This window comes from Enterobacter sp. JBIWA003 (assembly GCF_019968825.1).
In the GTDB taxonomy this organism is placed as follows: Bacteria; Pseudomonadota; Gammaproteobacteria; order Enterobacterales; family Enterobacteriaceae; genus Enterobacter; species Enterobacter quasiroggenkampii.
The window spans coordinates 974672-997061 of sequence record NZ_CP074170.1; the positions used below are offsets into that span (position 1 = coordinate 974672).

Sequence of the window (22390 nt, forward strand, 5' to 3'; positions counted from 1 at the left end):
ATCCCCTCCCGCCAGCGCACTGACTTACTGTGAGATATCATTAAGCCTACGAAGATAAACTCGGTTTAGCAAGGTGACTATACCATACTCATTTAAGCAATATCAGCGCCTTGATAGCGGTGTATTTATTACCCCGTAACAGCCTTTTGCCGCGGTTTTCGCTACAATGTGCGCCTGATTCGAATGGAGTTCTCTCATGGCGCTGAAAGCGACAATCTATAAAGCAGTGGTCAATGTGGCCGATCTTGATCGCAACCAGTTCCTGGACGCCTCGCTGACGCTGGCACGCCACCCCTCCGAAACCCAGGAGCGCATGATGCTGCGCCTGCTGGCGTGGATTAAATACGCTGACGAGCGTCTGCAGTTTACCCGTGGGTTAAGCGCAGAAGACGAGCCTGAAGCCTGGCTGCGCAACGATCATCTGGGTATCGATTTGTGGATCGAACTCGGACTGCCGGACGAGCGCAGAATGAAGAAGGCCTGCACCCAGTCCGCTGAAGTGGCCTTATTCGCGTATAATCAGCGTGCTGCAGAGATTTGGTGGCAGCAAAACAAGAGCAAGTGCGGACAGTTTAAAAATCTCACCGTCTGGTATCTGGATGATGAGCAACTGGCGCAGCTGAGCGACTTTGCCAGCCGGACCATGGTGTTGCAGGCGACGATTCAGGACGGTGCAATCTGGCTTTCTGATTCTCAGAATAATCTGGAAATTCATTTAACGGCGTGGCAACCGGCCTCATGATCGTCTTGTCCCGAAACGTCAGCATTCCGGACAACGAGCTGGAGATCACCGCCATCCGTGCTCAGGGGGCCGGTGGGCAGCACGTCAACAAGGCCTCAACGGCTATCCATTTGCGTTTTGACATTCGGGCCTCAAGCCTGCCAGAGTATTATAAAGAAAGTCTGCTTGCTGCCAGCCATCACCTCATCACCAGCGATGGCGTGATGGTGATCAAAGCCCAGGAATACCGCAGCCAGGAGCTCAACCGGGAAGCGGCCATCGCCAGGCTGGTGGCGGTCATCAAAGAATTAACGGCAGTACAAAAAAGCCGCCGGGCAACGCGGCCAACCCGCGCATCGAAAGAGCGTCGGCTGTCCTCGAAGGCCCAAAAATCCACAGTGAAAGCATTACGCGGTAAAGTTCGTCGCCCGACAGAGTGACGAAAGGGAACACAAATTTCATAAGGAATTCATTGTGAAAAAAGCATTATGGTCAGCGCTGGCAGTGAGTACGCTGTTTGCGCTTTTCGGGTGTAACAACCGTTCAGAAACGCAGGTTTTGCAACCCACGCAAACGGAAGAATTAAAACCAATGCAGCAGAGCTGGCGCGGCGTATTGCCTTGCGCGGACTGTGAAGGCATTGAAACGTCCCTGTTCCTGCAAAAAGACGGCACCTGGGTGATGAATCAGCGCTATCAGGGCGGGAAAGAGCCTTCTTCTTTTGCGACTTATGGAACATGGGCGCGTACGGCGGAGAAACTTGTCCTCACCGATACCTCCGGCGAGAAAACCTGGTTCCGCCCTAAAGGTGACAGCATGGAGATGCTCGACCGAGAAGGTAATCCTATTGAATCCCAGTTCAACTACACTCTGGCACCGGTGAAAGCGGCTCTGCCCGCGACGCCGATGGCAATGCGCGGGATGTACTTCTATATGGCGGATGCGGCGATCTTTACCGACTGCGCAACCGGCAAGAAGGTTAGCGTGGCAAACAATGCCCAGCTTGAGCGTGATTACGCTGTGGCGCGCGGCAATGACAGCAAGCCGATATTGCTGACGGTGGACGGTCACTTTACGCTGGAGCCAAACCCGGATAGCGGAGAGATGGTGAAAACGCTGGTGGCGGACAAAGACGCGAAATTTATTGCGGGCAAAGACTGCAACAGCAAATAAGCTGACGTAGCGCCATTAAAAAACCCCGCCTGAGCGGGGTTTTTTGTTTAGCCTTTGATGGCTTTCACCAGGTAATCAAGAATGTCGCCGGTCTTGATCATCTGTTTTTCGCCGCTGCGACGGTATTTGTATTCAATCTCGTCGCTATCGAGGTTACGGTCGCCGATCACGACGGTGTGTGGGATACCGATCAGTTCCATATCGGCAAACATCACGCCCGGACGCTCTTTACGGTCATCCATTAGCACTTCGATACCCTGCGCACGCAGCTCGGCATACAGCTTCTCGGCCAGCTCCTGCACGCGGTAAGACTTGTGCATGTTCATTGGCAGAATAGCGACCTGGAACGGTGCGATGTTGTCCGGCCAGACGATGCCGCGCTCGTCATAGTTCTGCTCAATCGCCGCAGCTACCACGCGCGTCACCCCGATACCGTAGCAACCCATGGTCAGGATCTGGTTACGGCCATCTTCACCCTGAACGGCGGCGTTCAGCGCGCGCGAGTATTTATCGCCCAGCTGGAAGATGTGACCCACTTCGATACCGCGCTTGATCATCAGGGTACCCTGACCGTCCGGGCTTGGGTCGCCTGCGACCACGTTACGGATGTCAGCCACTTCCGGCGTCGCCACGTCGCGATCCCAATTGATGCCGAAGTAGTGTTTACCGTCGATGTTCGCACCAGCGGAGAAGTCGCTCATCGCGGCTACCGTGCGGTCAATAACAACAGGCACCGGCATATTCACCGGACCCAGTGAACCTGGCCCAGCATTGACCACGGCGCGGATTTCCGCTTCCGTGGCGAACGTCAGCGGGCTGGCGACCTGCGGCAGCTTCTCGGCTTTCACTTCGTTCAGCTCGTGATCGCCACGCACCAGCAGGGCAACCAGCGGGTAAGCGCTCCCTTCGGTGGATTTCACCAGCAGGGTCTTAACGGTTTTTTCGATCGGCAGGTTGAACTGCTCAACCAGCTCGGCAATGGTTTTCGCGTTTGGCGTATCAACCAGCGTCATCTCTTGCGTTGCCGCAGCACGCGGTTCTTTTGGTGCCAGCGCTTCTGCAAATTCGATGTTCGCCGCGTAATCAGAGGAGTCAGAGAAGATCACATCGTCTTCACCGCTCTGCGCCAGAACCTGGAATTCATGGGATGCGCTACCGCCGATGGAGCCGGTATCAGCCTGCACAGCGCGGAAATCCAGACCCATGCGGGAGAAGATTTTGCTGTATGCCGCGTACATTGCGTCGTACGTCTCTTGCAGGGATTCCTGAGAGGTATGGAAAGAGTAGGCATCTTTCATCAGGAATTCGCGAGAGCGCATAACGCCGAAACGTGGGCGAACTTCGTCACGGAACTTGGTCTGGATCTGGAAGAAGTTCAGCGGCAGCTGTTTGTAAGAGCTCAGCTCATTACGAATCAGGTCGGTAATGACTTCTTCATGCGTTGGGCCGAGAACAAACGGACGCTCGCCGCGATCGACGAAGCGCAGCAGTTCAGGGCCATATTGTTCCCAACGGCCACTCTCCTGCCACAGGTCAGCGGGCTGAACCACAGGCATGGACACCTCGATAGCACCGGCGTTGTTCATCTCTTCACGCACGATGTTTTCGACTTTTTTCAGGACGCGCACGCCGGTCGGCAGCCAGGTGTATAACCCGGAGGCCAGCTTGCGGATCATCCCGGCGCGCAGCATCAGCTGATGGCTGATCACTTCGGCGTCGGCAGGCGTCTCCTTCAGAGTGGAGAGCAGATATTGGCTAGTACGCATGTTGTTACGGTTCCATTTCGACGATTGGAACAGGCTGAAACACCAGCCTGACACAAAAAAAGTGGTTTAGTTTACCAGTGTGGCAAAGATGCCAAAAGAGAGGAGAACAAAATTACCTGGGTTCCAGGGCAAACACTTCAAAACCTGCCCCGGTGACGCGCCAGCGAACGTTAAAATCCAGCAGCCAGACGGCGTACGTTTTTCCCGCTTCCTCTTCTTTACGGTAGGCCGGACGTGGGTCCTGTGCCAGCACTTCGGTGATGAAATCCCGTAAGCGAGGATAGCGTTTCTCCAGTTGACCGAGCAGCGAGGCGAGCTCAGGGGTAAAATACACCGGCATATCCGCCGGTGGTGCGTCCTGGGCATAGCTTGCACGCGCGTCCGGAAGGGCTTCGGCGAAGGGCAAATAGGGTTTGATGTCGATCACCGGCGTGCCGTCGACCAGGTCCAGGCTACCTAACTCGAGTATCACCTGATCTTTCTGGCAGCGTATGCCTTTCAGTTCAACCAGCGACATGCCAACCGGGTTTGGACGAAAGGTCGAGCGCGTCGCAAACACCCCCATTCTCGCATTGCCGCCAAGACGAGGAGGACGCACGGTAGGACGCCAGCCGCCTTCCATCGTCTGGTGAAACACGAACACCACCCACAGATGGCTGAACGCCTCGAGCCCGCGTACCGCATCGGCCTGATTGTAAGGCGCAATCAGGTGAAGCTCACCGCGTCCGCTGGTGACAAGACCGGGCTGGCGGGGGACGGCGAACTTCTCTTTATAAGGAGAGTGGATAACGCCTATCTGCTCGAACTGAAATGCACTCATTTCGCCGTGATATTCAGCGCAGAACCGATGCACACCGCCTGACGGTAGCAGCCCGGCGTGCCGCTGGTGACTTCACAGCTGTGCAGCAGGACCGCGTTAGCTTTCATTTTTGCGGCATTAATCTGCATGCGTTTACGCGCAGTCGGAATATTTGGTGGTGAGTCCTGATTGGTCGCCTGACAGGATTCGCCGCTCACTTCGCCCAGTTCACGGAACGGTTTACCGACGAGTTCGTCCGCTTTCGTGATAATGCGAACCGGCGCAGGGCGAACCACTTTCGGTTTCGCAGGCTCGGTCTTTGGCGGGGTTGCCGTGCTTTGAACAGGTTCAACGGGAGATCTGCTTAGCATAGAACAGCCGCTCAGCATGAGTGCTAAAAGACAGATCGGTAAAGCACGCATAATATTTCCTCAATGGATAATCAAAACGTCAGATATTGAATCAGTTGACTGCACAAATGACAAGACGGGCATAAGCCCGTCCTGATGATATTACACTGAGGTGAGATTACCAGCCTTTAACCGCGCCGCCGTTAAACACTTTGTTGGCTTCCTGGTAAACTTCGTCTGACTGATAGGCCTGAACGAATTTCTTCACGTTTTCCGCGTCTTTGTTGTCTTCGCGAGTCACGATCAGGTTAACGTACGGGGAGTCTTTATCTTCAACGAAGATACCGTCTTTGGCTGGCGTCAGGCCAATCTGGCTGGCGTACGTGGTGTTGATAACGGCCAGAGCAATCTGCGCATCGTCCAGAGAACGTGGCAGCTGCGGTGCTTCCAGTTCAACGATTTTCAGATTTTTCGGGTTCTCGGTGACGTCCAGAACGGTTGGCAGCAGGCCAACACCGTCTTTCAGCTTGATCAGGCCCACTTTCTGCAGCAGCAGCAGGGAACGACCAAGGTTAGTTGGGTCGTTAGGCACGGCAACCTGAGAGCCCGGCTGCAGTTCGTCCAGTGATTTAATTTTCTTAGAGTAACCGGCAATCGGATAAACGAAGGTGTTACCGACACCCACCAGTTTATAGCCACGATCTTTGATCTGCTGGTCCAGGTATGGCTTATGCTGGAAGGCGTTCGCGTCGATATCGCCTTTGCTCAGCGCTTCGTTCGGCAGAACGTAATCGTTGAAGGTCACCAGCTCCACGTCCAGGCCATACTTCTCTTTTGCCACTTTCTGAGCAACTTCCGCAACCTGCTGTTCTGCACCTACGATAACGCCCACTTTAATGTGGTTTGGATCCTTTTCGTCCTGACCGCAACCCACCAGTGCCAGAGAGCCGATCAGCGCGCCTACTGCTGCGAAGGTCTTTAATTTAAACGCCATGTTTTATCCTTAACTCGTAGAGTTTGTGTTGTGTGTAACGTTATTTATGCGTAACAGCCCGGACGATGCGATCGCCAGAGAACTGGATTAAGTAAACCAGAACAACCAGCAATACCAGAACGGTATTCATCACGGTCGCGTTATATCCAATATAGCCGTACTGGTAACCAATTTGACCTAAACCGCCCGCGCCTACGGCACCGCCCATCGCCGAATAACCGACCAGGGTGATAAGCGTAATGGTTGCCGCATTCACCAGCCCTGGCAGTGCCTCCGGCAGCAGAACCTTGCGGACGATCTGCATCGGCGTGGCGCCCATCGCACGGGAAGCTTCGATCAAACCGGTTGGGATTTCCAGCAGGGCGTTTTCCACCATACGGGCGATAAACGGCGCAGCGCCAACGGTCAGCGGAACGATCGCTGCCTGCAGACCGATAGACGTTCCGACGATCACGCGGGTAAACGGAATCATCCACACCAGTAAAATAATGAACGGGATAGAACGGAAGATGTTCACCAGCGCAGAGAGCGTACGGTACAGCTTCGCGTTCTCAATGATTTGACCCGGACGCGTCACGTACAGCAACACGCCGACCGGCAGGCCAATCACAAAACCAAAGAAGCCAGAGACAAAGGTCATTGCCAGCGTTTCCCAAACGCCGCGAACCAGCAGCCACATCATTGGCTCAGACATAACCCAGTACCTCTACTTTTACGTGATGTTCTTGCAGCCAGGCAATGGCTGCCTGGGTTTCTTCTTGTGTGCCGTGCATTTCTGTCAGCATGATGCCGAACTTGACGCCACCGGCGTAATCCATCTGCGCGCTGATGATGTTGTTGTTCACGTTAAAGCGACGTGCGGTTTCGGAAAGCAGGGGGGCATCAACGGACTGACCGGTGAACTCCATGCGCAGCATCGGGACGCTGTCAGCAGCGGGTTCGGTTTTCAAGCGCTCCAGATAGTCTTCCGGAATATCCAGATGCAGCGTGGACTGGATGAACTGCTGCGCCAGCGGAGTTTTCGGATGCGAGAACACTTCACTTACCGTGTCCTGCTCGATCAGTTCACCGTTGCTGATGACCGCCACGCAGTCACAGATGCGTTTCACCACATCCATCTCGTGCGTAATAAGGAGGATCGTCAGGCCCAGGCGACGATTAATGTCCTTCAGCAGTTCCAGAATCGAACGCGTGGTTGCCGGATCCAGTGCGCTGGTGGCTTCATCGCACAGCAGTACCTTAGGATTGCTTGCCAGCGCGCGGGCAATGGCCACACGTTGTTTTTGCCCACCGGACAGATTTGCCGGGTAGCTATCCTGTTTGTCGCCCAGACCCACGAGGTCGAGCAGCTCGGTGACGCGACGCTTCACTTCTTCTTTCGGCGTGTTATCCAGCTCAAGCGGTAAGGCAACGTTGCCGAACACGGTGCGGGAGGCCAGCAGGTTAAAGTGCTGGAAAATCATGCCAATCTGACGACGCGCTTTGGTGAGTTCTTTCTCTGAAAGGGCGGTAAGTTCCTGGCCGCCAACTTCTACGCTGCCCTGGGTTGGGCGCTCAAGCAGGTTAACACAACGGATCAGCGTGCTTTTACCTGCACCCGATGCGCCAATGACGCCATAAATTTGACCAGCAGGAACATGCAGGCTGACGTTGTTCAGCGCCTGAATGGTTCGGTTCCCCTGCTGGAACACTTTGGTGATATTGGAAAGTTTAATCATTAGATTATTTTTATCGTATGTAAGTTAGCCGTGGCATTTTCTTCTGCCAGATACGGGTGATGACCGTAAACAAAACGGATGTTAAGGCATCCAGACGTCTAAATCAATCCAACTCTGTACGATGAGCACTTTATTGCGCTGCGATTCATGAGATACTAGTCGAACATGCCTTTTTCAGGAGCAAACCGGTGGCAAAATCAGTACCCGCAATTTTCCTCGATCGTGACGGCACTATTAATGTGGATCACGGTTATGTCCATGAGATTGATGAGTTCGAGTTTATCGAGGGCGTAATAGATGCCATGCGCCAGCTGAAAGAGATGGGCTATGCGCTGGTGGTGGTGACGAACCAGTCCGGTATTGCACGCGGTAAATTTACCGAAGCGCAGTTTGAGACGCTGACGGAATGGATGGACTGGTCACTGGCCGACCGCGGTGTGGATCTCGATGGCATCTACTATTGTCCGCATCACCCACAGGGAACCGTAGAAGAATATCGTCAGACCTGTGATTGCCGTAAGCCGCATCCGGGAATGTTCATCTCTGCGCAGGAGTTCCTGCACATTGATATGGCGGCTTCTTATATGGTGGGCGATAAACTGGAAGATATGCAGGCAGCTGCAGCAGCGGGTGTAGGGACCAAAATATTAGTGCGCACCGGCAAGCCTGTGACGCCAGAAGCTGAGAATGCGGCGGATTGGGTGATTAATAGTCTGGCCGAGCTGCCAAAAGAGATTAAAAAGCACCAAAAATAGCCTTTCTGGTGAAAAGATGAGCGGTTGAAATAAAAATGCATTTTTCCGCTTGTCATTCCTCGGCGGCCCCCTATAATGCGCCTCCATCGACACGGCGGATGTGAATCACTTCACACAACAAGCGGTTCGGTTGAAGAGAAAAAATCCTGAAATAACGGGTTGACTCTGAAAGAGGAAAGCGTAATATACGCCACCTCGCAACGGTGAGCGAAAGCCGAGTTGCACTGCTCTTTAACAATTTATCAGACAATCTGTGTGGGCACTCAAAGTGACATGGATTCTTAATGTCTTCGGACAATAAATGAATACCAAGTCTCTGAGTGAACATGCGTAATTCATTACGAAGTTTAATTCACGAGCATCAAACTTAAATTGAAGAGTTTGATCATGGCTCAGATTGAACGCTGGCGGCAGGCCTAACACATGCAAGTCGAGCGGCAGCGGAAAGTAGCTTGCTACTTTGCCGGCGAGCGGCGGACGGGTGAGTAATGTCTGGGAAACTGCCTGATGGAGGGGGATAACTACTGGAAACGGTAGCTAATACCGCATAACGTCGCAAGACCAAAGAGGGGGACCTTCGGGCCTCTTGCCATCAGATGTGCCCAGATGGGATTAGCTAGTAGGTGGGGTAACGGCTCACCTAGGCGACGATCCCTAGCTGGTCTGAGAGGATGACCAGCCACACTGGAACTGAGACACGGTCCAGACTCCTACGGGAGGCAGCAGTGGGGAATATTGCACAATGGGCGCAAGCCTGATGCAGCCATGCCGCGTGTATGAAGAAGGCCTTCGGGTTGTAAAGTACTTTCAGCGGGGAGGAAGGCGGTGAGGTTAATAACCTCATCGATTGACGTTACCCGCAGAAGAAGCACCGGCTAACTCCGTGCCAGCAGCCGCGGTAATACGGAGGGTGCAAGCGTTAATCGGAATTACTGGGCGTAAAGCGCACGCAGGCGGTCTGTCAAGTCGGATGTGAAATCCCCGGGCTCAACCTGGGAACTGCATTCGAAACTGGCAGGCTAGAGTCTTGTAGAGGGGGGTAGAATTCCAGGTGTAGCGGTGAAATGCGTAGAGATCTGGAGGAATACCGGTGGCGAAGGCGGCCCCCTGGACAAAGACTGACGCTCAGGTGCGAAAGCGTGGGGAGCAAACAGGATTAGATACCCTGGTAGTCCACGCCGTAAACGATGTCGACTTGGAGGTTGTGCCCTTGAGGCGTGGCTTCCGGAGCTAACGCGTTAAGTCGACCGCCTGGGGAGTACGGCCGCAAGGTTAAAACTCAAATGAATTGACGGGGGCCCGCACAAGCGGTGGAGCATGTGGTTTAATTCGATGCAACGCGAAGAACCTTACCTACTCTTGACATCCAGAGAACTTTCCAGAGATGGATTGGTGCCTTCGGGAACTCTGAGACAGGTGCTGCATGGCTGTCGTCAGCTCGTGTTGTGAAATGTTGGGTTAAGTCCCGCAACGAGCGCAACCCTTATCCTTTGTTGCCAGCGGTTAGGCCGGGAACTCAAAGGAGACTGCCAGTGATAAACTGGAGGAAGGTGGGGATGACGTCAAGTCATCATGGCCCTTACGAGTAGGGCTACACACGTGCTACAATGGCGCATACAAAGAGAAGCGACCTCGCGAGAGCAAGCGGACCTCATAAAGTGCGTCGTAGTCCGGATTGGAGTCTGCAACTCGACTCCATGAAGTCGGAATCGCTAGTAATCGTAGATCAGAATGCTACGGTGAATACGTTCCCGGGCCTTGTACACACCGCCCGTCACACCATGGGAGTGGGTTGCAAAAGAAGTAGGTAGCTTAACCTTCGGGAGGGCGCTTACCACTTTGTGATTCATGACTGGGGTGAAGTCGTAACAAGGTAACCGTAGGGGAACCTGCGGTTGGATCACCTCCTTACCTTAAAGAACCTGCCTTTGTAGTGCTCACACAGATTGTCTGATGAAAAACAGCAGTAAGAATCTCTGCAGGCTTGTAGCTCAGGTGGTTAGAGCGCACCCCTGATAAGGGTGAGGTCGGTGGTTCAAGTCCACTCAGGCCTACCAAATTTTCCCTGATACTGCGTTGCGGCAACGCTCACATACTGATGTATGCTTCGCGTTACCACGCCTTGTCTCAGGAAAAATTACCGGTACAGAGATTGCAAAACGATGGGGCTATAGCTCAGCTGGGAGAGCGCCTGCTTTGCACGCAGGAGGTCTGCGGTTCGATCCCGCATAGCTCCACCATCTTTTACTGCGAACCCAAGAAAACTTCAGAGTGAACCTGAAAAGGTGCACTGCGAAGTTTTGCTCTTTAAAAATCTGGATCAAGCTGAAAATTGAAACGACACATCTTTAAGGTGTGTTCGAGTCTCTCAAATTTTCGCAATCAGAAGTGAAACATCTTCGGGTTGTGAGGTTAAGCGACTAAGCGTACACGGTGGATGCCCTGGCAGTCAGAGGCGATGAAGGACGTGCTAATCTGCGAAAAGCGCCGGCGAGGTGATATGAACCTTTGACCCGGCGATGTCCGAATGGGGAAACCCAGTGCAATTCGTTGCACTATCGTTAACTGAATACATAGGTTAACGAGGCGAACCGGGGGAACTGAAACATCTAAGTACCCCGAGGAAAAGAAATCAACCGAGATTCCCCCAGTAGCGGCGAGCGAACGGGGAGCAGCCCAGAGTCTGAATCAGCTTGTGTGTTAGTGGAAGCGTCTGGAAAGTCGCACGGTACAGGGTGACAGTCCCGTACACGAAAACACACAGGTTGTGAACTCGAAGAGTAGGGCGGGACACGTGGTATCCTGTCTGAATATGGGGGGACCATCCTCCAAGGCTAAATACTCCTGACTGACCGATAGTGAACCAGTACCGTGAGGGAAAGGCGAAAAGAACCCCGGCGAGGGGAGTGAAAAAGAACCTGAAACCGTGTACGTACAAGCAGTGGGAGCACCCTTGTGGTGTGACTGCGTACCTTTTGTATAATGGGTCAGCGACTTATATTCTGTAGCAAGGTTAACCGTATAGGGGAGCCGAAGGGAAACCGAGTCTTAACTGGGCGTTAAGTTGCAGGGTATAGACCCGAAACCCGGTGATCTAGCCATGGGCAGGTTGAAGGTTGGGTAACACTAACTGGAGGACCGAACCGACTAATGTTGAAAAATTAGCGGATGACTTGTGGCTGGGGGTGAAAGGCCAATCAAACCGGGAGATAGCTGGTTCTCCCCGAAAGCTATTTAGGTAGCGCCTCGTGAACTCATCTTCGGGGGTAGAGCACTGTTTCGGCTAGGGGGCCATCCCGGCTTACCAACCCGATGCAAACTACGAATACCGAAGAATGTTATCACGGGAGACACACGGCGGGTGCTAACGTCCGTCGTGAAGAGGGAAACAACCCAGACCGCCAGCTAAGGTCCCAAAGTCATGGTTAAGTGGGAAACGATGTGGGAAGGCACAGACAGCCAGGATGTTGGCTTAGAAGCAGCCATCATTTAAAGAAAGCGTAATAGCTCACTGGTCGAGTCGGCCTGCGCGGAAGATGTAACGGGGCTAAACCATGCACCGAAGCTGCGGCAGCGACACTATGTGTTGTTGGGTAGGGGAGCGTTCTGTAAGCCGTTGAAGGTGTGCTGTGAGGCATGCTGGAGGTATCAGAAGTGCGAATGCTGACATAAGTAACGATAAAGCGGGTGAAAAGCCCGCTCGCCGGAAGACCAAGGGTTCCTGTCCAACGTTAATCGGGGCAGGGTGAGTCGACCCCTAAGGCGAGGCCGAAAGGCGTAGTCGATGGGAAACAGGTTAATATTCCTGTACTTGGTGTTACTGCGAAGGGGGGACGGAGAAGGCTATGTTAGCCGGGCGACGGTTGTCCCGGTTTAAGCATGTAGGCGGAGGTTCCAGGTAAATCCGGTACCTTTTAACGCTGAGGTGTGATGACGAGGCACTACGGTGCTGAAGTAACAAATGCCCTGCTTCCAGGAAAAGCCTCTAAGCATCAGGTAACATCAAATCGTACCCCAAACCGACACAGGTGGTCAGGTAGAGAATACCAAGGCGCTTGAGAGAACTCGGGTGAAGGAACTAGGCAAAATGGTGCCGTAACTTCGGGAGAAGGCACGCTGATATGTAGGTGAAGCCCCTGCGGGTGGAGCTGAAATCAGTCGAAGATACCAGCTGGCTGCAACTGTTTATTAAAAACACAGCACTGTGCAAACACGAAAGTGGACGTATACGGTGTGACGCCTGCCCGGTGCCGGAAGGTTAATTGATGGGGTTAGCGGCAACGCGAAGCTCTTGATCGAAGCCCCGGTAAACGGCGGCCGTAACTATAACGGTCCTAAGGTAGCGAAATTCCTTGTCGGGTAAGTTCCGACCTGCACGAATGGCGTAATGATGGCCAGGCTGTCTCCACCCGAGACTCAGTGAAATTGAACTCGCTGTGAAGATGCAGTGTACCCGCGGCAAGACGGAAAGACCCCGTGAACCTTTACTATAGCTTGACACTGAACACTGGTCCTTGATGTGTAGGATAGGTGGGAGGCTTTGAAGTGTGGACGCCAGTCTGCATGGAGCCGTCCTTGAAATACCACCCTTTAATGGCTGGTGTTCTAACGTAGACCCGTAATCCGGGTTGCGGACAGTGTCTGGTGGGTAGTTTGACTGGGGCGGTCTCCTCCCAAAGAGTAACGGAGGAGCACGAAGGTTAGCTAATCCTGGTCGGACATCAGGAGGTTAGTGCAATGGCATAAGCTAGCTTGACTGCGAGAGTGACGGCTCGAGCAGGTGCGAAAGCAGGTCATAGTGATCCGGTGGTTCTGAATGGAAGGGCCATCGCTCAACGGATAAAAGGTACTCCGGGGATAACAGGCTGATACCGCCCAAGAGTTCATATCGACGGCGGTGTTTGGCACCTCGATGTCGGCTCATCACATCCTGGGGCTGAAGTAGGTCCCAAGGGTATGGCTGTTCGCCATTTAAAGTGGTACGCGAGCTGGGTTTAGAACGTCGTGAGACAGTTCGGTCCCTATCTGCCGTGGGCGCTGGAGAATTGAGGGGGGCTGCTCCTAGTACGAGAGGACCGGAGTGGACGCATCACTGGTGTTCGGGTTGTCATGCCAATGGCACTGCCCGGTAGCTAAATGCGGAAAAGATAAGTGCTGAAAGCATCTAAGCACGAAACTTGCCCCGAGATGAGTTCTCCCTGAGACTTTAAGTCTCCTGAAGGAACGTTGAAGACGACGACGTTGATAGGTCGGGTGTGTAAGCGCAGCGATGCGTTGAGCTAACCGATACTAATGAACCGTGAGGCTTAACCTTACAACGCCGAAGCTGTTTTGGCGAAGAGACGAACAATCAAAATTCAGCCTTGATACAGATTAACAGAATTTGCCTGGCGGCTTTAGCGCGGTGGTCCCACCTGACCCCATGCCGAACTCAGAAGTGAAACGCCGTAGCGCCGATGGTAGTGTGGGGTCTCCCCATGTGAGAGTAGGGAACTGCCAGGCATCAAATTAAGTAGTAAGCCGGTGCATTAATCCGGTGGTTACAAGCAGTCTTCGGTGGAGCGGTAGTTCAGTCGGTTAGAATACCTGCCTGTCACGCAGGGGGTCGCGGGTTCGAGTCCCGTCCGTTCCGCCACTTATTAAAAGCCCTGAGTTAGCGCTCAGGGCTTTTTTCTTATCTGACGTTTAATTATTGCGAAATCAGCAAAAATCCTCTGCGTTTTACGATCTTTTTCTCTATAACACCGCCAGCGATAATCATCCTCAGTTTACGAACATAACGATTGAGGAAAATTATGACTCTCCCTGCATTTGGTCTGGGCACTTTCCGCCTGAAAGACGACGTTGTTATCGCATCAGTTAAAACCGCACTCGAACTGGGCTATCGCGCAGTTGATACGGCGCAGATCTATGAAAACGAAGCTGCCGTTGGACAAGCTCTCGAAGAGAGCGGTGTACCGCGTAATGAGCTGTTCATTACCACGAAAATCTGGATTGAGAATCTCAGCAAAGACAAGCTGATCCCAAGCCTGAAAGAAAGCCTGAAAAAACTGCGTACTGACTACGTCGATCTGACGCTGATCCACTGGCCATCACCAAACGATGCCGTCTCCGTGGAAGAATTCATGCAGGCGCTGCTGGAAGCGAAAAAGCAGGGCTTAACCCGCGAAATTGGGATCTCCAACTTCACGATCCCGCTGATGGAAAAAGCCATTGCGGCTGTAGGTGCAGAAAATATTGCGACCAACCAGATTGAACTGTCTCCTTACCTGCAGAACCGCAAAGTCGTGGACTGGGCAAAACAGCACGGGATCCACATCACCTCATACATGACGCTGGCCTATGGTAAGGCGCTGAAAGATGAAGTGATTACGCGTATCGCTGAGAAACATAGCGCGACTGCCGCGCAGGTCATTCTGGCATGGGCTATGGGTGAAGGTTATGCCGTGATCCCATCTTCAACTAAACGTGAAAACCTGGCGAGCAACCTGTTAGCAACGGATCTTCACCTGGATGCTGACGATAAAAAAGCGATCGCAGCCCTGGAGTGCAACGATCGCCTGGTCAGCCCGGAAGGCTTAGCTCCTCACTGGGATTAAGTTTGACCCACCCTCTGTAACCTGAACCCTCACACAGCTCCTCCGGGAGCTGTTTTTATATGTTCACTCAGAAAATCAATAAAGGCACGAATGCGCGTACTCACTGCTCTGTCACTGTAATACACTGCGCTAAAAGGCATTTCGACCGGCAGGCGTTTATCGGCCATCAATTCCACCAGTTCACCTCGCGCAATCTCCTTATCGATCATATAGTCTGACAGGCAGGCGATACCATTGCCTTCGAGGCACAGCTGCTTCAGCGTTTCCCCGCTGTTAGACGACAATCCGCTAGTAATTTCATGAAGTTGCCCATCATGGCAGGCGACAGGCCAGGTGTTCAGCGATACTGGCTCCGTAAAGCCCAGGCACAGATGCTGCTTCAGTTCTTCAACCGTCTCCGGTTTACCATGTTCAGCAATATACTGTGGCGACGCGATAATTTTTCGGTAGCTGGCAAACAGAGGGCGGGCACGCAAGCTTGAATCGGTCAGCGTTCCCGCCCGGATAGCCACATCTACCTTTCGCTCGATGAGGTTGATAAACGTCTCTGAGGAGACCAGAGAGAGCGTCATCTCCGGATAACGTTCGCGGAAAGGTTTAATCAGCGGCATCAGAAAGTGAAGCACAACCGGCGTGGCCGCATCAATGCGCAGTAACCCACGCGGCGTGCTGCGGGTTTCCATAATCTCGGTCTCCGCTGCGGCCATCTCCTGCAGTACCGACTGCACGCGGCGAAAATAACGCTCTCCTTCTTCCGTCAGGCTCAGCTGCCGCGTCGTTCGGTTGAGCAGGCTCACCCCAAGCTTCATCTCCAGCTTTTTTACCGAGCGGCTAATGGCTGAGTTAGCCTGTCCCAGCTGTTCGGCCGCGCGGCTAAAGCTGCCGCTTTCGACGACGGCGACAAAGATTGTCAGCTCTTCCGACGTTGCTTTCATTGTTGCACCACCCGCAAAATTCTATTGATATTTTGACCATTTTTGTTATTTAAGCACTGGCGCATACTGCCTGTCATCTTAATCCTGATGATACGGAGTATTTTATGCCACTGGCGCTTCTTGCCCTGACGATCAGTGCCTTTGCAATTGGCACGACCGAATTTGTTATCGTGGGACTGGTTCCCACCATTGCTAACCAGCTCGCGATCTCATTGCCCTCCGCCGGATTGCTGGTGTCCATCTATGCCCTGGGCGTTGCCGTCGGTGCACCCGTGCTGACGGCTCTGACCGGACGCTTTCCGCGTAAGCAGCTGTTAGTTGCATTAATGGTGCTGTTCACCGCCGGCAACGTGCTGGCCTGGCAGGCGCCGGACTACACCACGCTGGTCATCGCTCGTCTGTTGACCGGCCTCGCCCATGGGGTGTTCTTCTCGATTGGTTCCACTATTGCAACCAGCCTGGTACCAAAAGAGAAAGCGGCCTCCGCCATTGCGATCATGTTCGGTGGGCTGACCGTTGCACTCGTCACGGGCGTACCATTGGGCACGTTTATCGGACAACACTTCGGCTGGCGTGAAACGTTCCTGGCCGTCTCCTTACTGGGCGTCATTGCCCTGGTGACCAGCCTGCTGCTGGTGCCGTCGAATATTCCTGGCCGGGCCAGCGCCAGCCTGAGCGATCAGCTGAAGGTGCTCACGCATCCGCGTTTGCTGATCATCTACGCGGTTACGGCGCTGGGCTATGGCGGCGTATTCACCGCCTTCACTTTCCTTGCACCGATGATGCAGGACCTGGCGGGCTTCTCCCCCAATGCCGTGAGCTGGATATTGCTGGGATACGGTATTTCCGTTGCGATAGGCAATATCTGGGGCGGCAAGCTTGCGGATAAGCATGGGGCGGTACCGGCGCTGAAATTCATCTTCGCCGCGCTGGTCGTTCTGTTGATGATTTTCCAGTTCACGGCTTCGATACAGTACGCCGCGCTGATCACGGTACTGGTCATGGGGATCTTCGCCTTTGGTAATGTACCCGGGCTTCAGGTCTACGTTGTACAGAAAGCCGAGCTTTATACGCCCAATGCGGTGGATGTGGCTTCCGGCCTGAATATTGCCGCTTTTAATATTGGTATCGCGCTGGGCTCCATCATTGGTGGGCAAACCGTTGAACACGTCGGATTAACCCAGACGCCATGGATTGGCGCGGTGATTGTCCTGGTCGCTTTCCTGTTGATTGGGCTGAGCGGACGTCTTGATAAACCCGCCCGCGTCGCGCTGGGTTAACATCAGTAAGCGCTTGCTTACAAAACTGGAAAGCGGTTTCTCAGAAATTGCGTTGAAAGTGTGACCTAAAGTCCCTATAACATTAGAACCAGTCCGTTTTCCGGACTGGTTCATGTTACAGAGGCTGTTTCCAAAAGTGCGAAAAAATACCTATGCCATGCGTTATGTAGCCGGAATGCCCGCGGAGAGGATCTTGCCTCCGGGGTCATTTGCGAGCATAAGCCAGGCATTACCCGCCGGCACACCGTTAAGCAGCGATGAAAAAATCCGTGTACTGGTGTGGAATATCTTTAAGCAGCAGCGTGCGGAGTGGTTATCGGTTCTCAAGAATTTTGGCAAAGATGCCCATCTGGTCCTGCTCCAGGAGGCGCAAACCACGCCTGAACTCGTTCGGTTTGCTACCACTCACTATCTTGCCGCCGACCAGGTACCCGCCTTTGTTCTGCCTCAGCACCCCTCGGGCGTGATGACGCTTTCAGCGGCACATCCCGTCTATTGTTGTCCACTGCGCGAACGAGAGCCTATTCTGCGCCTGGCGAAATCGGCGCTGGTGACGGTCTATCCGCTGCCGGATACCCGTATGCTGATGGTCGTGAATATCCACGCGGTAAACTTCAGCCTGGGCGTGGATGTGTACAGTAAGCAGTTACTTCCGATTGGCGATCAGATAGCGCATCACAGCGGGCCCATCATTATGGCCGGCGATTTCAATGCCTGGAGCCGTCCGCGCATGAATGCGCTGTACCGCTTTGCGCGCGAAATGTCGTTGCGTGAAGTTCGTTTTAGCGATGACCAGCGCAAAAAAGCCTTTGGTCGTCCTCTCGACTTTGTCTTCTATCGTGGGTTGAGCGTGCACGATGCCTCCGTGCTGGTGACGCGCGCCTCCGATCATAACCCTCTACTCGTCGAATTCAGTCCCGGCAAACCTGATAAATAATGGTGTGTCAGGTCTGCCGTGGGGCAGGCCTGTGCAGGTGCTGCCCTTTTATTTTTAACCCACAAAGGACAGTACGATGACAACAACACACTCCCATCATGACAACGTAGAAAAACAGTTTGGTTCGCAGGCAAATGCGTATCTGAGCAGCGCCGTACACGCTTCAGGTCGCGATCTGGTACGCCTCGGTGAGCGCCTGTCGGCATTCCCGCAGGCGCACGTGCTGGATTTAGGCTGCGGGGCCGGGCATGCCAGCTTCACGGCTGCGCAGCAGGTGGCGCAGGTTACCGCATATGACTTATCCAGCCAGATGCTGGAGGTGGTTGCTGAAGCGGCGAAAGCGAAGGGGCTGGACAACATTGATACGCGTCAGGGCTATGCCGAATCCTTACCTTTTGATGATGCCGCGTTTGAGGTGGTGATCAGCCGTTATTCCGCGCACCACTGGCATGATGTTGGCCAGGCATTACGCGAAGTCAAACGCGTTCTGAAGCCGGGTGGCATCTTCATTATTATGGATGTGATGTCGCCTGGACACCCTGTGCGCAATATCTGGCTGCAAACGGTGGAAGCGCTGCGCGACACCTCGCATGTGCAAAACTACGCCAGCGGAGAGTGGTTATCGCTTATCACGGAAGCGGGACTGATTACACGCTCGTTAATCACAGACCGTTTGCCACTGGAGTTTAGCTCGTGGATAGCGCGTATGCGCACCCCGGAAGCATTAAGTCAGGCAATCAGGCTGTATCAGGAGAGTGCTTCCGCAGAGGTGAAGGCGTACTTTGAACTGCAGGACGACGGTTCATTTACCAGCGATACCATCATGGCGGAAGCGCAAAAAGCGGGATAAACAAAAAAGGCACCGAGGGGAATCGGTGCCTTTTTATCTTTCGGTCGTGTTATCAGGAGTCTGGCGTCGCACTGTTCTTCACAAACAGCGTCAGCTGGTCGCCTGGTTTCAGATTGTCAGTATCATTGTTCCAGCGCATCACATCTTTGATGTTCACGCCGTGACGTTTTGCGATACTGGACAGCGAGTCACCCTTACGCACGCGATAGGTAATGCTATCGCTGTTGTTGGCAAGACGCTGCGCACTGCTACCTGCGCCAACCGTCAGATTCTGACCCACTTTCAAGCCCGATCCGCGCAGATTGTTCCACTGCTGGAGATCTTTTGCGCTCACGCCAAGACGTGATGCAATGCCTGAAAGCGTATCACCTGAACGAACCTTATAACTGCGGCTGTTGACGGGTGAGGCATCCGCGATCAGCGTTGACTGAACGGCAGCGATTTCACCCGAAGCTAAAGACTCACGTAACTGCTCAGCATGTTTCTGCGGAACCATTACATACTGCGGACCACTCGCCCCCAGGGTTGAGCCTTTAACGCCAGCATTAAAGGTTTTCAGTTTACTTACCGACATACCCGTCATATCAGCAACCTGTTGAATATCAACCGGATTGCTGAGGCGAACACGCGCCAGTGCACGACTTTCGTCTGGTGTTGGCAGTTGCACACCGTAACGCTTGCTGTTCTTGAGAATATCGCTCAGTGCCAGCATTTTCGGTACGTAAATCTTTGTTTCCTGTGGCAGTGAGAGCGACCAAAAATCGGTGGATTTACCCCGTGCTTTATTCGCTTTCATTGCCTTCAGTACACGACCTTCGCCGCTATTGTACGCTGCGACCGTCAACAGCCAGTCGCCGTCAAACATCTTGTTCAGACGTTGCATCATGTCGAGAGCGGCTGTCGTTGAAGCGACAACATCGCGACGCGCATCATAGTTGCGGGTCTGTTTCAGACCATAGTTTCGCCCGGTGCTCGGAATGATCTGCCAAATGCCTGCGGCATTGGCGCCAGACGTCGCGTGTGGGTCAAAAGCGCTCTCCACTATGGGTAGGAGTACCAGCTCCATAGGCATGTTACGTTTCTTAACTTGCCCGGCTATCCAGTACATATACGGCTCTGCCCGTAACGTTACATCGTGGAGATAGCTCTTATTACTTAAATACTTCTGTTTCTGTTCGCGAATCCGGGTATTTTCCGGAATTCCCATCTTTAGCTCGTCGCCAATAGAGGTCCACAAGTCTTGATCCTGCGCGAAAGATGTTCCATCGTCCATCCAGCGCGCCGAACTTGTAAACTTCCCTGCTTCCCCTTGACCAGCTGCAGAAAGGCTCTGTGCGTGCTGTTGTACGTTGCTGCCGTTCTGCGACTGGCAACCTACAAGCAGGACAGAGGCGAGTAATATCGCTTTTGCCTTCATGTGTGTGTCAATAGTTGCTTAAAAGACGAGCGATGATAACGGCGAAATTTTGAAAAGGCAACCCGCAATTATCTGAAGTTATCTTTCTTTGACCTTAACCATGCAAATCGCTGTTCTGGTTGTTGCAAATTTGTTTCTTGGTTAATTTTATTAATTAAATCAATATCATCTGTTCGTAAAAATAAATTAATTTGGCGCTCGTTTTTCAGAATTACGGGGAGTGTTTTTTGGTTTTTTGCACGTAACTCCTTCACTTTGTGATAATAATCCTGAATCGCCCGATCCTCAGGTAACAGGCTGACGGCAAACTTCATATTTCCTAATGTATACTCATGCGCGCAACAAATAACGGTATCATCGGGTAATGCGTTAATCTTCTGTAAAGACTGATACATTTGTGCTGGTGTGCCTTCAAACAGTCTTCCGCAGCCTCCGGAGAACAGCGTGTCGCCGCAAAAAAGATAAGGCTTACTGTAGAAACACAGATGTCCCAAAGTGTGACCCGGTGTAGCAAATACGGAAAACTCCCACTCAAGTATGAGGATTTTTTCGCCTTCTTCGACTACTTGCGTGAGTCCCTTATCTTGTGCCTCTGTCGGTCCGTAAACCACAACATGCGGAAAGTGGGCGCGCAGTTCAGGCACGCCGCCCGTATGATCGTGATGGTGATGCGTCAACAGAATGGCTTCCGGCTGCCAGCCGTTCTCTTTTATTGCGCGCAGTACGGGGGCGGATTCTCCGGGATCGACAATGACGCATCGACGTTCATCGTCCACCAAAACCCAGATGTAATTGTCCTCAAAAGCGGAAATACTGATAAGATTCATACATTACCTCTAATAGCGTGGCGGGTGTGTTGATGAAACCGGCAAGGATACCTCAGACTGTCGCAGCACCGGAACGTTGGGCGGAATTGCCCTGGGGTGAATACTATCGCGAAGCGTTAGAGCAACAGCTGAAGCCCTGGCTGGCGAAAATGTATGGCTTTCACCTGCTTAAGATTGGCAATCTCAGCGCGGAAATCAATACCGAAAGCTGCGCTATCTCGCATCAGGTCAACGTCTCTCTCGGCGGATCGCCGGTACAGGTGAAAGCAGACCCGTTACATCTGCCGTTTGCGGAAAAATCCGTTGATGCGTGTTTGCTCGCACATACGTTACCCTGGTGCAGCGATCCGCACCGTCTGCTTCGCGAAGCCGATCGCGTGCTGATTGATGACGGCTGGCTGGTACTGAGCGGATTCAATCCGCTGAGCCTGATGGGCCTGCGTAAGCTGGTACCGGTGCTGCGTCGGACGCCGCCTTACAACAGCCGGATGTTTACCATGATGCGCCAGCTCGACTGGCTGTCACTGCTGAACTTCGAAGTGCTCTGCTACGGCGGTTTTCAGGTGCTGCCCTGGGCGCGGCAGGGGGGCGTCTTGTTGAGCACGCATTTGCCTGCCTTAGGCTGCATGCAGTTTATCGTCGCGCGTAAGCGAACCATTCCCCTTACGCTTAATCCCATGAAGCAGAGCAAATCGAAAACGCCAATCCGTCAGACCGTTGGCGCCACGCGGCAATACAAAAAGCCCTGATCAGGATTCAGGCTGATAGCCCGCGTCCTCATGCGCAGGGTTAGCGGCCGCCGCACGCGCCAGCTCGTCACAGCGTTCGTTTTCCGGATGGCCGGCGTGCCCTTTAACCCATTCCCACTTAATCTGGTGCTGGCCCAGCGCAGCATCAAGACGTTTCCAGAGATCGACGTTCTTGACCGGTTTCTTATCGGCAGTCTTCCAGCCGCGTTTTTTCCAGTTATGGATCCACTGGGTAATTCCCTGGCGGACGTACTGACTGTCGGTACTTAACACCACGTCACAATGTTCTTTTAACGCCTCCAGCGCCACAATGGCCGCCATGAGCTCCATCCGGTTGTTGGTGGTCAGAAAATAGCCTTCGCTAAAAGTTTTTTCGTGCTGGCGATAACGCATAATCGCGCCGTAGCCGCCGGGACCTGGGTTGCCGAGACAAGATCCATCGGTGAAAATTTCTACCTGTTTACGCATCTCTGGTAGACTTCCTGTATTTGAAACGTTCAGTTAAACGATAAGTCTGACA

At 53.2% G+C, this 22390-nt stretch carries 19 protein-coding genes, 3 tRNA genes and 3 rRNA genes; 15 read left to right on the forward strand and 10 right to left on the reverse strand.

Annotated features, from left to right (window positions below):
• The first annotated feature begins 196 nt into the window (after nt 1-196).
• The 3 genes from KGP25_RS04610 to nlpE are packed head-to-tail and all read left to right on the forward strand — an operon-like array spanning nt 197 to nt 1894.
• A complete protein-coding gene (locus KGP25_RS04610; protein ID WP_196347003.1) occupies nt 197-742 on the forward strand; it encodes a YaeQ family protein in 546 nt (181 codons plus the stop codon).
• A complete protein-coding gene (gene arfB, locus KGP25_RS04615; RefSeq protein WP_028018285.1) occupies nt 739-1161 on the forward strand; it encodes an alternative ribosome rescue aminoacyl-tRNA hydrolase ArfB in 423 nt (140 codons plus the stop codon). The genes KGP25_RS04610 and arfB overlap by 4 nt, the downstream gene beginning before the upstream one ends.
• 34 nt (nt 1162-1195) lie before the next feature.
• Nucleotides 1196-1894 (forward strand): envelope stress response activation lipoprotein NlpE, encoded by a 699-nt coding sequence (gene nlpE, locus KGP25_RS04620; RefSeq protein ID WP_048028427.1) that lies wholly within the window; start codon nt 1196-1198, stop codon nt 1892-1894.
• Between the two features lie 47 nt (nt 1895-1941).
• Here nlpE and proS read toward each other — a convergent pair whose 3' ends face one another.
• From proS to metN, 6 genes are all read right to left on the reverse strand, one after another.
• Nucleotides 1942-3660: a proline--tRNA ligase gene (gene proS / locus KGP25_RS04625; protein WP_048028425.1), complete on the reverse strand. Its 1719-nt coding sequence runs from the start codon at nt 3658-3660 to the stop codon at nt 1942-1944.
• A 112-nt stretch (nt 3661-3772) separates the two neighbouring features.
• Nucleotides 3773-4480: a tRNA (N6-threonylcarbamoyladenosine(37)-N6)-methyltransferase TrmO gene (tsaA, locus tag KGP25_RS04630; protein ID WP_045907846.1), complete on the reverse strand. Its 708-nt coding sequence runs from the start codon at nt 4478-4480 to the stop codon at nt 3773-3775.
• Nucleotides 4477-4881 carry an Rcs stress response system protein RcsF gene (rcsF, locus tag KGP25_RS04635; RefSeq protein WP_008501883.1) on the reverse strand — a complete coding sequence of 135 codons (405 nt, stop codon included), beginning with the start codon at nt 4879-4881 and terminating at the stop codon, nt 4477-4479. Before rcsF ends, tsaA begins: the two co-directional genes overlap by 4 nt.
• 106 nt (nt 4882-4987) lie before the next feature.
• Nucleotides 4988-5803, reverse strand: a complete 816-nt coding sequence (gene metQ / locus KGP25_RS04640; RefSeq protein ID WP_014168729.1) for a methionine ABC transporter substrate-binding lipoprotein MetQ — start codon at nt 5801-5803, stop codon at nt 4988-4990.
• Nucleotides 5804-5843: 40 nt separating this feature from the next.
• Nucleotides 5844-6497, reverse strand: a complete 654-nt coding sequence (locus tag KGP25_RS04645) for a methionine ABC transporter permease MetI (RefSeq protein WP_003856130.1) — start codon at nt 6495-6497, stop codon at nt 5844-5846.
• Nucleotides 6490-7521, reverse strand: coding sequence for a methionine ABC transporter ATP-binding protein MetN (gene metN / locus KGP25_RS04650; RefSeq protein WP_045907847.1), 1032 nt, complete (start codon nt 7519-7521; stop codon nt 6490-6492). The genes KGP25_RS04645 and metN overlap by 8 nt, the downstream gene beginning before the upstream one ends.
• A 188-nt stretch (nt 7522-7709) precedes the next feature.
• Here metN and gmhB point away from each other — a divergent pair, with 188 nt between their 5' ends.
• The 8 genes from gmhB (at nt 7710) to dkgB (ending at nt 14875) form a co-directional block, all read left to right on the forward strand.
• Nucleotides 7710-8276: a D-glycero-beta-D-manno-heptose 1,7-bisphosphate 7-phosphatase gene (gene gmhB, locus KGP25_RS04655; protein ID WP_045907848.1), complete on the forward strand. Its 567-nt coding sequence runs from the start codon at nt 7710-7712 to the stop codon at nt 8274-8276.
• A 369-nt stretch (nt 8277-8645) separates the two neighbouring features.
• Nucleotides 8646-10187 (forward strand): 16S ribosomal RNA (locus KGP25_RS04660).
• 69 nt (nt 10188-10256) lie between these two features.
• Nucleotides 10257-10333, forward strand: a tRNA-Ile gene (locus KGP25_RS04665).
• 107 nt (nt 10334-10440) lie between these two features.
• A tRNA-Ala gene (locus tag KGP25_RS04670) sits at nt 10441-10516 on the forward strand.
• 170 nt (nt 10517-10686) lie between these two features.
• Nucleotides 10687-13590: ribosomal RNA gene (locus tag KGP25_RS04675) — 23S ribosomal RNA — on the forward strand.
• Between the two features lie 72 nt (nt 13591-13662).
• A 5S ribosomal RNA gene (gene rrf / locus KGP25_RS04680) occupies nt 13663-13778 on the forward strand.
• The 16S, 23S and 5S rRNA genes sit together here with 3 tRNA genes alongside, the layout of an rRNA operon.
• Before the next feature lie 56 nt (nt 13779-13834).
• A tRNA-Asp gene (locus tag KGP25_RS04685) sits at nt 13835-13911 on the forward strand.
• A 160-nt stretch (nt 13912-14071) separates the two neighbouring features.
• Nucleotides 14072-14875, forward strand: coding sequence for a 2,5-didehydrogluconate reductase DkgB (gene dkgB / locus KGP25_RS04690; protein ID WP_048029939.1), 804 nt, complete (start codon nt 14072-14074; stop codon nt 14873-14875).
• Between the two features lie 29 nt (nt 14876-14904).
• Here dkgB and yafC read toward each other — a convergent pair whose 3' ends face one another.
• Nucleotides 14905-15810, reverse strand: coding sequence for a DNA-binding transcriptional regulator YafC (gene yafC / locus KGP25_RS04695; protein ID WP_045909864.1), 906 nt, complete (start codon nt 15808-15810; stop codon nt 14905-14907).
• Between the two features lie 104 nt (nt 15811-15914).
• Between yafC and KGP25_RS04700 the strand changes: the two genes are divergently transcribed.
• The 3 genes from KGP25_RS04700 to KGP25_RS04710 all read left to right on the forward strand — a co-directional run bounded on the left by KGP25_RS04700 (nt 15915) and on the right by KGP25_RS04710 (nt 18877).
• Nucleotides 15915-17090 (forward strand): MFS transporter, encoded by a 1176-nt coding sequence (locus KGP25_RS04700; RefSeq protein ID WP_196351994.1) that lies wholly within the window; start codon nt 15915-15917, stop codon nt 17088-17090.
• 136 nt (nt 17091-17226) lie between these two features.
• On the forward strand, nt 17227-18027 hold the full coding sequence (locus KGP25_RS04705) for an endonuclease/exonuclease/phosphatase family protein (RefSeq protein WP_025912579.1): 801 nt from the start codon (nt 17227-17229) through the stop codon (nt 18025-18027).
• A gap of 76 nt (nt 18028-18103) precedes the next feature.
• On the forward strand, nt 18104-18877 hold the full coding sequence (locus KGP25_RS04710; RefSeq protein ID WP_196351995.1) for a class I SAM-dependent methyltransferase: 774 nt from the start codon (nt 18104-18106) through the stop codon (nt 18875-18877).
• Between the two features lie 52 nt (nt 18878-18929).
• Here the strand turns inward: KGP25_RS04710 and mltD are convergent, their stop codons facing one another.
• Nucleotides 18930-20294 carry a murein transglycosylase D gene (mltD, locus tag KGP25_RS04715; RefSeq protein ID WP_045909861.1) on the reverse strand — a complete coding sequence of 455 codons (1365 nt, stop codon included), beginning with the start codon at nt 20292-20294 and terminating at the stop codon, nt 18930-18932.
• Between the two features lie 68 nt (nt 20295-20362).
• A complete protein-coding gene (gene gloB, locus KGP25_RS04720) occupies nt 20363-21121 on the reverse strand; it encodes a hydroxyacylglutathione hydrolase (RefSeq protein ID WP_223540041.1) in 759 nt (252 codons plus the stop codon).
• 32 nt (nt 21122-21153) lie between these two features.
• On the opposite strand from gloB, the gene KGP25_RS04725 reads away from it, so the two are divergent.
• Nucleotides 21154-21870: a class I SAM-dependent methyltransferase gene (locus KGP25_RS04725; RefSeq protein WP_045909859.1), complete on the forward strand. Its 717-nt coding sequence runs from the start codon at nt 21154-21156 to the stop codon at nt 21868-21870.
• Here KGP25_RS04725 and rnhA read toward each other — a convergent pair whose 3' ends face one another.
• Entirely contained in the window at nt 21871-22371 is a 501-nt protein-coding gene (rnhA, locus tag KGP25_RS04730; RefSeq protein WP_223540539.1) for a ribonuclease HI, read from the reverse strand. It abuts the gene before it with no gap.
• Nucleotides 22372-22390 lie beyond the last annotated feature (19 nt).

Coding starts and splice junctions, on each gene's coding strand:
- KGP25_RS04610 (WP_196347003.1), top strand. CDS start 197: ATGGCGCTGAAAGCGACAATCTATAAAGCAGTGGTCAATGTGGCCGAT.
- arfB (WP_028018285.1), top strand. CDS start 739: ATGATCGTCTTGTCCCGAAACGTCAGCATTCCGGACAACGAGCTGGAG.
- proS (WP_048028425.1), bottom strand. CDS start 3,660: ATGCGTACTAGCCAATATCTGCTCTCCACTCTGAAGGAGACGCCTGCC.
- tsaA (WP_045907846.1), bottom strand. CDS start 4,480: ATGAGTGCATTTCAGTTCGAGCAGATAGGCGTTATCCACTCTCCTTAT.
- rcsF (WP_008501883.1), bottom strand. CDS start 4,881: ATGCGTGCTTTACCGATCTGTCTTTTAGCACTCATGCTGAGCGGCTGT.
- metQ (WP_014168729.1), bottom strand. CDS start 5,803: ATGGCGTTTAAATTAAAGACCTTCGCAGCAGTAGGCGCGCTGATCGGC.
- KGP25_RS04645 (WP_003856130.1), bottom strand. CDS start 6,497: ATGTCTGAGCCAATGATGTGGCTGCTGGTTCGCGGCGTTTGGGAAACG.
- metN (WP_045907847.1), bottom strand. CDS start 7,521: ATGATTAAACTTTCCAATATCACCAAAGTGTTCCAGCAGGGGAACCGA.
- dkgB (WP_048029939.1), top strand. CDS start 14,072: ATGACTCTCCCTGCATTTGGTCTGGGCACTTTCCGCCTGAAAGACGAC.
- yafC (WP_045909864.1), bottom strand. CDS start 15,810: ATGAAAGCAACGTCGGAAGAGCTGACAATCTTTGTCGCCGTCGTCGAA.
- KGP25_RS04700 (WP_196351994.1), top strand. CDS start 15,915: ATGCCACTGGCGCTTCTTGCCCTGACGATCAGTGCCTTTGCAATTGGC.
- KGP25_RS04710 (WP_196351995.1), top strand. CDS start 18,104: ATGACAACAACACACTCCCATCATGACAACGTAGAAAAACAGTTTGGT.
- mltD (WP_045909861.1), bottom strand. CDS start 20,294: ATGAAGGCAAAAGCGATATTACTCGCCTCTGTCCTGCTTGTAGGTTGC.
- gloB (WP_223540041.1), bottom strand. CDS start 21,121: ATGAATCTTATCAGTATTTCCGCTTTTGAGGACAATTACATCTGGGTT.
- KGP25_RS04725 (WP_045909859.1), top strand. CDS start 21,154: ATGAAACCGGCAAGGATACCTCAGACTGTCGCAGCACCGGAACGTTGG.